We start from the raw sequence: 11,938 nt of genomic DNA on the forward strand, positions 1-11,938 counted from the left end.
GCCTGTCCTAACCTGTTTTTATTGCACTGCTTATGCTAGTGCAATTGATTATATATCTGCTGTGCCAGCTTGCGTGAAATTCCTTCAACTGACATCAGATCCTCAACGGTGGCATCAGCAACACCGCGCATGCTGCCAAAACGTGCCAGAAGCCTTTGACGGCGTTTGGCACCGATACCCTCGACTTCTTCCAGCCGGGAAGTCTGGCGTTTTTTATCGCGCTGTGTGCGCATTCCGGTAATGGCAAACCGGTGAGCTTCATCCCGTATCTGGGCCACCAGCATCAGCGCGGCAGAATCCTTGCCGAGCGCTTTTTGGGGACGGTCATCCGCAAACATAAGGGTTTCCTGCCCGACCTTGCGCCCTTCTCCCTTGGCAACACCAACAATCAGCGAGATATCATGTCCCAGTTCGGCAAAAACCTGTTTTGCCGCCTCGACCTGCCCCTTTCCGCCGTCAATCAGCACCAGATCCGGCATTTTGTTTTCACTGCCGACGAATTTTTCATAGCGGCGCATGAGTACCTGCCGCATGGCAGCGTAATCATCTCCGGGCACGATATTGCTGATGTTGTACCGTCTGTACTCACCATTTTGCATGGCGTGGTGCTGGAACACAACGCAGGATGCCTGCGTGGACTCCCCCTGCGTATGGCTGATATCAAAAGCCTCTATTCTGAGTGTATCAGGATCAGCCACATCAAGGCCAATCTGCTCAACTAATGCCTGCACCCGCTGCAACTGGGCGCCTTCCTGATGCAAAATGCGTTCCAGTGCGATTTCCGCGCCTTTTTGCGCCATATCCAGCCACTGACGGCGTAATCCCTGCGGCTGAAAGACCAGATGGATGCTGTGCCCGCACTGGTCCATCAGTGCCCTCATGAGGGCTGGTTCATCAAATTCGATATTGAGAATCAAAGTACGCGGAACCGGCTTGTCAATGTAATGCTGTGCAAGAAAGGCTTTGAGCACTTGTGTCTCCACGCCCTCACCTTCCTCATTTACTGCATCCTGCACGTTGGAGGGGAAAGATGCCCTATCCCCCAAGTGACGCCCGCCCCTTACCATGGCAAGGTTCACACAGGCACGCCCACCCTGGACAACCACGGCGATGATATCCACGTCGGTATCGCGCCCGGCTTCCATGCTCTGCTGATGAAGAATCTGTGAAAGCGCGGCAATCTGGTTGCGCACGATGGCTGCTTCTTCAAATTCCAGTCTTTCTGAATAGGCCTGCATACTCGACTCCAGTTCCTGCAGGACGTCTGTTTGCTCCCCCTGAGAAACCGGGCGGCATTTTCCACGTCCCGCTGATAATCCGCTTCACTGACCAGTCTGACACAGGGTGCGCTACAGCGCTTGATTTGGTACAAAAGGCAGGGACGGGTACGGTTGGAAAAGACGCTGTCTTCACAGGTGCGCAAGCGAAAAACCCGCTGCAGGATTTCAATCGATTCCCGTACAGCCCAGGCACTGGGGAAAGGGCCGAAATACTGGTTTTTTTTGTCTATGGCTCCCCGGTAATACACAATGCGGGGATAATCCTGCCCGGTGATTTTCAGGTAGGGATAGGATTTGTCATCCCTGAAAAGAATGTTGTAGCGCGGCTGCAGCGATTTGATCAGGTTGTTTTCCAGGATCAGCGCTTCTGCCTCGCTGCGGGTGACCGTTGTTTCAAGCCGTGCGATGCGCTCGACCATCATCTGGATACGGGGAGACTGAAGGGTTTTCTGAAAGTAGCTGGTAACGCGTTTTTTCAGCTCCCTTGCCTTGCCGACATAAAGTATCCGGTCATTGGCATCAAAATAGCGATAAACACCCGGCAGGTTGGGTAGTTTTCTGACAACCTTGAGTAATTCCTTGCGAGTGTCGGTATCAGCGCTATCGGTCATACTTTCATCAGCTTTGCATAAGTGCCGATACGGCTTCCAGGGCATGCCGGTATTGCGCTTCCTGGTGCAGCGCATCCCAGCCGAGTGCAGCTTTTTCCGGGAAAAGACGGATCAGGCGCTCGCGGGACTGGCGAGTGGCATCATTTTCGAGGTACTCAAGCCCTGTAAGGATTTTATCGGCCTTGTCGGGTGAATTGCAGATCAGCACCATATCGCAGCCGGCAGCGAGCGCGGCTTTCGCACCATCAACGGTACTACCAGCCACACGGGCACCTTCCATGCTCAGGTCATCGCTGAATATGACGCCGTCGAACTCGAGCTCTTCACGAAGAATGGTCAGCCATTTTGCCGAAAATCCCGCTGGATTGGGATCAACCTGCGGATAGATGATATGGGCAGGCATGACACCGGCAAGCCCGATACCCATCCAGAAATAGGGAGCGGCATCTTTTTCCATGATTTCTTCCAGACTGCGGCTGTCGATCGGTACTTCATGATGTGAATCTTCCTTTACAAAGCCATGCCCCGGGAAGTGTTTGCCACAATTGGCCATTCCCGCCATTGCCAGACCGTAATTAAGGCTTTGTGCGAGCTTGGCAACCACACGCGGCTCGCTGTGAAAAGCACGATTTCCGATGACACCCGATTCGCCATAGTCCAGATCAAGCACCGGGGTGAACGACATGTCCACGCCGCAGGCACGCAATTCTGTGGCCAGCACATAGCCTGTTGCTGTCGCGGTCTTGCAGGCGATGGATGGATTTTCATCCCATAATTCGCCCAGACGCCGCATGGCTGGCAGGTGGGTAAAGCCACCGTCGCGAAAACGCTGTACACGCCCGCCTTCATGGTCAACAGCAATCAGCACATCATCCCGTACGGCGCGGATGGCTTTTGTCAGTGCCACGAGTTGTGCCCTGTCGGTGTAATTGCGTGCAAACAGGATGACACCGCCTGTCAGCGGGTGACGTATGCGGCGGATATCTTCTTCATTCAAGGTAAGGCCGACAACATCCAGCATGACAGGGCCAGGTTTTTTCGTGGCGTTTTGTGCAGTTTTCATGGTGATTTCTCAATCCTGGGTTTCAGTGGTTTCCTGCTGCTCAACGATAACGAAGGCAACAGCATAATCGGTTTCATCAGTAATGGAGACCTGTGCGGTCAGACGGTGCTTTTCCATGTGCTCCTTGAGCTTGCCGCTGGTGACGACAATGGGCTTGCCACTCGGCGCATTCAATGTCTGCATGGCACGCCATGTCATGGGCATACGCATGCCCAACCCGATGGCCTTGGAAAAAGCTTCCTTGGCAGCAAAACGGGTGGCCAGATACCGCAGGCCACGCACCTCGACTCTGGCTTTTCGGTGCTGGTACCGTTTCATTTCTTCCGGTCCCAGGATTTTTTCCGCCAGGCGGTCACCCCTGCGCCCCAGCGCCGCCTTCAGGCGGGAAATCTGCAGAATGTCGGTACCGATACCGTAAATCATCAAACCATCTCCCGATCAGGATGCGGAAAGGCGGGACATGACCATGATTGTCTTCATTTCATGAACCGCTTTTTCCCAGCCGACAAAGATGGCATGCGCGACAATGGCATGGCCGATATTCAGTTCGGCGATATCGGCAATGGCGGCTATCGCCTGGACATTGGTATAGTGCAGGCCATGCCCGGCATTCACCTTCAGTCCGGCACGCACGCCTTCTGCCACACCGGCTCTGATCCGCTCCAGTTCGTGCCGGATATCTTTTTCAGCTTCTGCTTCGGCGTAGGTGCCGGTATGAAGCTCAATGACGGGCGCACCGGCTTCTTTTGCTGCCAGGATCTGCTCTTTTTCCGGATCAATGAAAAGGCTGACGCGGATGCCTTCTGCCTGCAACTGGTGCACCGCTTTTTTGATCAGGTCAAAATACCGCACGACATCCAGGCCGCCCTCGGTTGTCAGTTCTTCACGCCGCTCGGGCACCAGGCAGACATCCTGCGGTTTGACTTCGCAGGAGAAATCTATCATTTCCGTGGTGATGGCCGATTCAAGATTCATGCGGGTTTTCAGTAAGGGGCGGATGGCTCTGACATCCGTATCCCTGATATGGCGGCGATCTTCTCTCAGATGAAGGGTAATGCCATCAGCGCCAGCTTCTTCTGCCAGCAACGCCGCACGAACGGGATCGGGATACACGGTTCCCCTGGCATTGCGCAGGGTGGCTACATGGTCAATATTGACGCCCAGCTCAATGAGAGGATCTGTCGTATTTTTGGAATCTGTCATTTTTGTGTCTTTATAGCTGCATCAGGTCAATCAGTATCTGCCGGGTCTGTATCTGCGCGCCATTCAGGTGATGTGCCAACAGGGCACGCATCAACAGCTTGCTTTGGTTTTGCGTCATGGGGTCAGAATAATCCTCGTTTGTCATGTCCAGCAGGGTTTTGCCGGAAACCCGCGGCGCAATATCACTCATCCGCGCAGGTCTTGGCCCTCCTTCCGGGTCCACCACGTAGATTTCTTCCGGGTCCACCTTTTTTCCATCTTGGACACTGACAGAAAGATCGGCGGCAACACCGGTTTCCTTCAGGATCGCCAGCTCAAACTGTCGCAGTACAATCTGTGCGGACTCGGTATTGCCCAGCCGTGTCAGTGTCGTCACGTAATGGTCAAAAAGACCCGGATGCGGATCTTCCCTTGCGGTCAGTTTCAACAGCAGTTCATTCAGATAAAAACCGTAAAGCAGAACCGAGCTTTCCAGCGGCACCATGCCGCCCACCCATTCCGCAGATATCAGGTTGCGCAATTCAGAACGGCCGCTCCAGTTAAGTGAAAGCGGCTGGAATGTCTGCAGGACGCCACGCAGGCGGGACTGGGGTCTTTTTGCACCTTTTGCAACCAGCGCCACCCGCCCGTGATCCCGTGAAAAAACATCCACAATCAGGCTGCTCTCCTTGTACATATAGCTGTGGAGAACAAATCCCGGCTGCTCCTGAATACGCAACTCAGGTGATGCCCGCTTTCGAACGGCGGGCTGACGGGGTAAATCGGTGGGGGTATCTGTCATGTTATCGGCCGACGGGAGAGAGACGGCGGGGTTTCCTTCGCGGGTAAGTGCCGGCCGGCTCATTCGTAACCGTAAGCCCGCAAGCCGGCTTCATTATCCGCCCAGCCGGATTTTACCTTGACCCAGATTTCCAGATAGACCGGTACGCCAAACATTTTTTCCATGTCCTGCCTGGCCTCGGATGACATTTCCTTCAGTCGTTCGCCCTTGTGCCCGATCATCATGGCCTTATGCGCAGTGCGCTCGACCAGTATGGCGGCAAACACCCGCCGAAGCCTGTCCTTTTTTTCAAACTGTTCAATCACGACGGTACTGGTGTAGGGCAATTCGTCGCCACAAAAGCGGAATATTTTTTCGCGGACAATTTCCGCCGCCATAAAACGTTCACTGCGATCCGTAACATCATCGGCTTCAAATATCGGTTCGCTTTCCGGCAGGTGATTCCGTATTTCTTCTTCCAGTTGGGACAACTGGAAACGCTTGCGGGCAGAAACCGGCAGGACAGCGGCAAATTTGTGCCTGCTGGTCACGTTTTGGGCAAAGGAAAAAAGGCTCGTCTTATCCTTGACCCGGTCGGTTTTGTTGATAACCAGAATGGCCGGTACATCGTCGGGAATCAGGTTCAATACCTGCTCATCTGCCGGGCCAAAAGTGCCCGCCTCTATCAGGAACAAAATCACATCCGCAGACTGCAGTGTATTGCTGACCGTCTTGTTGAGGTTTTTGTTCAGGGCATTGTTATGGCGTGTCTGAAAACCCGGTGTATCGATATAGATGTACTGGGCATCGTCATCCGTCTGAATCCCCATGATCCGGTGCCGTGTCGTCTGCGCCTTGCGTGACGTGATACTGACCTTAGCGCCGATCAGCTCGTTCATCAGTGTGGATTTTCCGACATTGGGCCGCCCGACTATCGCAACATAGCCACAACGAAAATCTGAACCTGTTTTGTCTGTCATCTGCCGGCCTCACTTTCGCATAGGGGTCGATTCTTAATCAGCTGCTTCATTTTCCTGTATGGTAGCAATACCGGCAAGTTTCATCTGCGCCTCCCGTTTTTTGTTTTTGGATACCGGTACAGTTTCCCCATCCTGCATCAATTTTATCAATTCCAGCGCCTGTTTGGCGGCTTCCTGTTCCCCTGCCCGGCGGCTGCTTCCGGAACCGAACACGTGGATATCCAGCCTGGGAATGACGCATTCCACATCAAACTCCTGATTATGCGCAGCACCATGGGTCGCAACCACATGGTATTCCGGCAGCGCCATCCGTCGACCCTGCAGATATTCCTGCAACTGGGTCTTGGCATCCTTGCCAAAGGTCTTGAGATCAATCGTGTCCAGAAGCGGGAGGAAAAGCGTCCGGATGACCTGCTGCACGGTATCAAATCCGGCGTCCAGAAAAACCGCACCAAAAAGCGCTTCCATGGTATCTGCCAGAATGGAGGGGCGGTTAAAACCACCTGCTTTCAGTTCGCCTTCTCCGAGTCTCAGAAAAGCAGAGACTTCGATATTCTGGGCCACATCAAAGAGTGCCTGCTGCCTGACCAGATTGGAGCGCAGACGTGAGAGGTTGCCTTCATCGAGATCGACATATCTTTCGTACAGCAGGATGGCAATCACGCAGTTCAGGATAGAGTCGCCTAAAAACTCCAGGCGCTCATTATGCTGACTGCTGTAGCTGCGATGTGTCAGCGCCGTTTTTAAGAGCGTCTCGTCCCTGAAAACATGGCCGATCCGCTTTTGCAGCAATTCCAGTTTTTCCATGACCGCCTATCTCATCCTGATATCAAGCAACATGATCATTCTGTCCCTGCTTTCAGTTCACCGATCCGATCCGCTTCACATTGCCCAGATTCATCCAGACAAAAAATGCCTTGCCGACAATGTAGTCATCCGGCACAAATCCCCAGTAACGGCTGTCCAGGCTGTTATCCCGGTTGTCGCCCATCATGAAGTAGTATCCCTGGGGAACGGTACAGGCAAACCCGTCTGTGTTGTACGAGCACATGCTCCGGTGCAGGAAGGGGTCCGGATTGGGCACATAGGAAGGGGCATTGTCATCGTTCAGTATGCGGTGTTCCATTGGGCCGATTTTTTCCAGAAACTGCCTGGAGTAGCTGAGCCGCTCTGTATCAAGGTAATCCGGCATCGGCTGGTATTGGGCAATTTCTCCGTTAACCGTCAGCTGTTTGTTGCGGTACACCACCTTGTCTCCCCCCACACCAATGACGCGCTTGATATAGTCAAGGGAAGGGTCTCTGGGGTACTTGAAGACCACCATGTCCCCTCGCTGCGGATCATTGATGCTGATCGCTTTTTTATTGATGATCGGAAGGCGGATGCCATAGGTGTATTTGTTTACCAGGATCAGGTCACCAATTTCCAGCGTGGGCAGCATGGAACTCGACGGGATCTTGAATGGCTCATACATGAAGGAGCGCAAAAAGAAGACAACGGCAATGACCGGAAAAAAGCTGCCGGAATACTCGATCCATATGGGCTGCTTGAGGAGTTTTTCCTTCAGTGCCTCGCGGCCGTTTTCATCGGGCTGAATGCCTTCAGCGCGCAGCTTCTCCTGTCGGGCATCCCATGCAGCCAAGGCAAGGTCTGCCGCCTGACGGCGTTTCTTTGAGAGGTGAAAGACATCCAGGAACCAGATGATTCCTGTGCCGATCATTAAAACAAAAAGGATTAGTGCAAAATTACTCAGGATGGTCTGAAAACTCATTTATCGTCCACTTGTAATATTGCGAGAAATGCCTCCTGAGGTACCTCTACCGATCCAACCTGTTTCATGCGTTTCTTACCCGCTTTCTGTTTTTCCAGCAGTTTACGTTTACGTGTAATGTCGCCGCCATAACATTTGGCAAGCACATTTTTTCCTTAATGCCTTCACATTTTCGCGCGAAATGATCGTGGAGCCAATAGCTGCCTGGATGGCCACGTCAAACATCTGCCGCGGAATCAGCTGCCGCATTTTTGCCGCAACGGCCCGCCCGCGGAACTGCGCATTGGTGCGATGCACGATAATGGCCAGTGCATCCACTCTTTCTCCGTTAATCAGCATATCGACCTTGACCACATCTGATGGACGATATTCCTTGAACTCATATTCCATGGAGGCATAGCCGCGCGAAAGGGACTTCATGCGATCAAAGAAATCCAGCACGATCTCGGCCATGGGCATTTCATACACGAGCCTGACCTGCTTGCCGTGATAGTGCATGTCCATCTGGAGTCCACGCTTCTGGTTGCACAGCGTCATCATCGGGCCGACATACTCCTGCGGCACATAGACATTGACCGTGACTATCGGCTCGCGTACTTCCTGTATGGTGGCAGGCTCCGGCATCTTGGACGGGTTATCCACCTGGATGAGTGTCCCGTTTTTCATCACCACCTCATAAACAACCGTTGGTGCAGTTGTAATGAGATCCATGTCGAATTCGCGTTCCAGCCGTTCCTGGACAATCTCCATGTGCAAAAGGCCAAGGAACCCGCAACGGAATCCGAAACCCAGCGCCTGGGAAACTTCCGGCTCATACTGGAGCGATGCGTCATTGAGTTTCAGTTTTTCCAGTGAATCGCGCAACGCGTCATACTGGTTGGCCTCGACAGGAAACAGTCCGGCAAACACCTGCGGTTGTACTTCCTTGAAACCCGGCAGTGGCTTGTCAGCCGGTTTGGATACCAGTGTAATCGTATCGCCCACCTGCGCGGACTTGAGTTCCTTGATACCTGCAATGATGAAGCCAACCTGACCGGCTGACAGCAGTTCGCGGTTCTGAGAGCGGGGCGCAAATACCCCCAGGCTTTCCACCTGGTGCTGTGATCCTGTCGCCATCAGCTGGATTCTGTCTTTCGGGCGGACAACGCCATTTTTGATGCGCACCAGCATGACCACACCGACATAGTTGTCAAACCAGGAGTCGATAACCAGCGCCTGCAAGGGGGCATTCGGGTCTCCTTCAGGTACCGGCACCTTGGCAATCAGCTCTTCAAGAATATCCTCGATACCCTGCCCGGTCTTGGCTGAGCAGAGTATGGCTTCGGAAGCATCAAGACCGATCACATCTTCGATTTCTGAGCGCGCATTGTCCGGGTCAGCCGAAGGAAGATCGATCTTGTTCAGGACCGGCAGTACTTCCACATCCAGATCAAGGGCTGTATAGCAGTTGGCGACGGTTTGCGCTTCAACACCCTGCGAGGCATCCACGACGAGAAGCGCGCCTTCACAGGCCGAAAGGGATCGGCTGACTTCATAGCTGAAATCAACGTGTCCCGGCGTATCGATCAGATTCAGGTTATACACCTGCCCGTCTCTTGCCTTGTAAGACAAGGCTGCCGTCTGTGCCTTGATGGTAATGCCCCGCTCGCGTTCAAGATCCATGGAGTCCAGTACCTGTTCTGCCATTTCACGATCGGAAAGTCCCCCGCACATCTGGATAATACGATCGGCAAGCGTCGACTTGCCGTGATCGATATGAGCAATAATGGAAAAATTACGGATATTGTTCATTGACTTCCCAGAATGACATAAGGGACTCTTCTCCCTTTCAGGGGAAGAATCCGGTTGTTCTTATCATTTTTATGATGACTACGATATAACCCACATTTTACTGGATTTCACCAAAAAAACATGGCGTTATCACATTTTTTTCGGATGCTGTCTGTTCGTTTTTTGTTTTAAATTCATGATAATGCAAAAACAGTCGCCTGTCCCGCTATTTTCGCCCGGAACGGGTCGGAACGCCCTTGCGCTGGCGACTTCCTGCAGCAAATTTTCCTGCCTTGGCGTTACCAGGGGAAGCAGCAGGTTTTGCCTGTCCCCCGGCACGGCTTGTAGCAGCCTGTTTATCCCTTTGTCCTTTTTGTGACTGATGCCGGCTTACCGGCGCCGATTTCCAGGCTGGTACGAGGTGGTGCGGTGCGTTGCCGATCAGATCAGCGCGTCCGTTACGGCGCAGCCACTCCCTTAACAGCTGCCAGTTATCCGGATCGTGGTACCGTAAAAAGGCCTTGTGAAGGCGGCGCACCGGCCCTTTTCTGACCGTTTCAACCGGTTCGGCATCTTTTGTGATTTTTTGCAGCGGATTTTTCCGGCTGTGATACATGGTTGTTGCTATCGCCAGCGGCGTGGGCATGAAGGTCTGAACCTGGTCAAGACGGAAATTGTTTTTCTTGAGCCACAAAGCCAGGTTCAGCATATCCTCATCGGTTGTGCCAGGATGGGCAGCGATAAAGTAAGGCACCAGATACTGCTCTTTGCCCGCCTCCCGTGAAAACCGCTCAAACATCCGCCTGAATTCCTCGTAGGCGCCAATCCCGGGCTTCATCATCTTGGAGAGTACATTTTCTTCCGTATGCTCCGGCGCGATTTTCAGCAATCCCCCGACGTGGTGCGCTGCCAGTTCACGAATATATTCCGGTGAACGGACAGCCAGGTCGTATCGCAATCCGGAGCCGATAAAAATTCTTTTGATGCCCGGTAACTCCCTTGCCTTGCGGTAAAGGGAAATCAACTTGCTGTGATCCGTATCGAGATTGACACAGATGCTGGGATAGACACAGGAGAGCCGGCGGCACAGGCGCTGGACATTGTCATCCCGGCAGTTCATGCGGTACATGTTGGCACTGGGTCCACCCAGGTCGGAAATAATGCCGGTAAACCCTTCCGTATGGTCGCGTATTTCCTCGATTTCCCGCAGGATGGATGGCTCGGAACGGCTCTGGATAACCCGGCCTTCATGCTCGGTAATGGAACAGAACGTACAGCCACCAAAACAGCCCCGCATGATGTTGACCGAAAAACGGATCATTTCCCAGGCCGGAATACGCAGCCCGTCATAGGACGGGTGGGGCGCACGCGCAAAGGGCAGGCCATAAACCCCATCCATTTCCTCCATCGACAGCGGTAAAGGCGGCGGATTCAACCACACGTCGCGGTCTGCATGCGCCTGCACCAGCGCACGGGCATTACCCGGATTGGACTCCAGATGCATGACGCGCGAGGCATGGGCATACAGGACGGGATCATCCTTTACCGCTTCAAATGCCGGCAGACGAACCGTCGTTTGGGCATTCTGTTTCAGCCGCGCCGCAATTTTATCTGCACGATTCGGCAGGTTGATGACTTTTTCTCCTGCCGGTTTTTCCTCGTCAGCACTGCAAGGAGCACTGTCCTGGTCACTCACGTAAGGGTTTTTGTGCTGCTCGACCTTACCTGGTGTATCGATCCGTGTTGAATCCACTTCCAGCCAGTCATCTGCCGGTTTCCAGCCACGGGGCACCATAAAGGCGGTTCCCCTCAGATCACGGATGTCCTCGACTTTCTCGCCCGCCGCCAGGCGGTGTGTCAGCTCTGCCAGTGCCCGCTCGGCATTGCCGTAAAGCAGGATGTCGGCTTTGGAGTCCGGCAGGACGGACCGTCGGACCGTGTCAGACCAGTAATCATAATGCGCCACCCGGCGCAAACTGGCTTCGATGGAACCGATAACGATAGTCGTGCCCGGATAGGCCTCCCTGGCACGCTGGGAATAAACCAGTACAGCACGATCAGGCCGCCTGCCTGCCATGCCTCCCGGGGTATAGGCATCATCAGAGCGGATTTTTCGCTCGGCCGTATACCGGTTGACCATGGAATCCATATTACCGGCCGTGATGCCAAAATAGAGCCTTGGCCGGCCGAGTGCACGAAATGCCTCGGCAGAACGCCAGTCCGGCTGGCTGATAATACCGACGCGAAAGCCCTGGGCTTCCAGAAAACGGCCGATGATCGCCATGCCGAAGCTGGGATGATCGACATAGGCGTCGCCTGTAACGAGGATGACATCACAGGCATCCCAGCCGAGCACCTCCATTTCCTCTCTTGTCATAGGAAGAAATGGCGCTTTTTCCGCCCGCCGGACCTGGCGGGGAACATAAGAAAAAATATGCTGTGGCTGGTTCATCAGGATGATTGTATCGGATCACGTGCCCCGAAGTCGAAACGAGGGGCC

General features: G+C 53.7%; 8 protein-coding genes and 2 pseudogenes. All 10 read right to left on the bottom strand.

What is annotated here, in order from left to right:
* Window positions 1-35: 35 nt before the first annotated feature.
* Window positions 36-1,891 (bottom strand): annotated as a pseudogene (uvrC, locus tag NB640_RS03810) (excinuclease ABC subunit UvrC).
* Between the two features lie 7 nt (window positions 1,892-1,898).
* Entirely contained in the window at window positions 1,899-2,954 is a 1,056-nt protein-coding gene (nagZ, locus tag NB640_RS03815; protein WP_269309840.1) for a beta-N-acetylhexosaminidase, read from the bottom strand.
* Between the two features lie 9 nt (window positions 2,955-2,963).
* Complete coding sequence (gene acpS / locus NB640_RS03820) at window positions 2,964-3,377, bottom strand: holo-ACP synthase (RefSeq protein ID WP_269309841.1); 414 nt, start codon at window positions 3,375-3,377, stop codon at window positions 2,964-2,966.
* A 15-nt stretch (window positions 3,378-3,392) separates the two neighbouring features.
* Complete coding sequence (gene pdxJ, locus NB640_RS03825; RefSeq protein ID WP_269309842.1) at window positions 3,393-4,157, bottom strand: pyridoxine 5'-phosphate synthase; 765 nt, start codon at window positions 4,155-4,157, stop codon at window positions 3,393-3,395.
* Between the two features lie 10 nt (window positions 4,158-4,167).
* A complete protein-coding gene (gene recO / locus NB640_RS03830) occupies window positions 4,168-4,938 on the bottom strand; it encodes a DNA repair protein RecO (protein ID WP_269309843.1) in 771 nt (256 codons plus the stop codon).
* Window positions 4,939-4,997: 59 nt separating this feature from the next.
* Window positions 4,998-5,897, bottom strand: a complete 900-nt coding sequence (era, locus tag NB640_RS03835) for a GTPase Era (RefSeq protein ID WP_269309845.1) — start codon at window positions 5,895-5,897, stop codon at window positions 4,998-5,000.
* A gap of 33 nt (window positions 5,898-5,930) precedes the next feature.
* Complete coding sequence (gene rnc / locus NB640_RS03840) at window positions 5,931-6,704, bottom strand: ribonuclease III (protein WP_332880229.1); 774 nt, start codon at window positions 6,702-6,704, stop codon at window positions 5,931-5,933.
* A 52-nt stretch (window positions 6,705-6,756) separates the two neighbouring features.
* Window positions 6,757-7,668: a signal peptidase I gene (lepB, locus tag NB640_RS03845; protein ID WP_269309847.1), complete on the bottom strand. Its 912-nt coding sequence runs from the start codon at window positions 7,666-7,668 to the stop codon at window positions 6,757-6,759.
* Window positions 7,665-9,459, bottom strand: a pseudogene (gene lepA, locus NB640_RS03850) (translation elongation factor 4). Before lepA ends, lepB begins: the two are co-directional and overlap by 4 nt.
* A gap of 205 nt (window positions 9,460-9,664) precedes the next feature.
* The gene (locus tag NB640_RS03855) at window positions 9,665-11,890 is read right to left on the bottom strand and encodes a YgiQ family radical SAM protein (RefSeq protein ID WP_408637939.1); all 2,226 of its coding nucleotides are present in this window, start codon (window positions 11,888-11,890) and stop codon (window positions 9,665-9,667) included.
* Window positions 11,891-11,938 lie beyond the last annotated feature (48 nt).

It is taken from the genome of Oxalobacter vibrioformis, assembly GCF_027118995.1.
GTDB lineage: Bacteria > Pseudomonadota > Gammaproteobacteria > Burkholderiales > Burkholderiaceae_D > Oxalobacter > Oxalobacter vibrioformis.

What these genes read in the sequence shown, in the direction of transcription:
- nagZ (WP_269309840.1), bottom strand. Translation starts at nt 2,954, where the DNA reads ATGAAAACTGCACAAAACGCCACGAAAAAACCTGGCCCTGTCATGCTG.
- acpS (WP_269309841.1), bottom strand. Translation starts at nt 3,377, where the DNA reads ATGATTTACGGTATCGGTACCGACATTCTGCAGATTTCCCGCCTGAAG.
- pdxJ (WP_269309842.1), bottom strand. Translation starts at nt 4,157, where the DNA reads ATGACAGATTCCAAAAATACGACAGATCCTCTCATTGAGCTGGGCGTC.
- recO (WP_269309843.1), bottom strand. Translation starts at nt 4,938, where the DNA reads ATGACAGATACCCCCACCGATTTACCCCGTCAGCCCGCCGTTCGAAAG.
- era (WP_269309845.1), bottom strand. Translation starts at nt 5,897, where the DNA reads ATGACAGACAAAACAGGTTCAGATTTTCGTTGTGGCTATGTTGCGATA.
- rnc (WP_332880229.1), bottom strand. Translation starts at nt 6,704, where the DNA reads ATGGAAAAACTGGAATTGCTGCAAAAGCGGATCGGCCATGTTTTCAGG.
- lepB (WP_269309847.1), bottom strand. Translation starts at nt 7,668, where the DNA reads ATGAGTTTTCAGACCATCCTGAGTAATTTTGCACTAATCCTTTTTGTT.
- NB640_RS03855 (WP_408637939.1), bottom strand. Translation starts at nt 11,890, where the DNA reads ATGAACCAGCCACAGCATATTTTTTCTTATGTTCCCCGCCAGGTCCGG.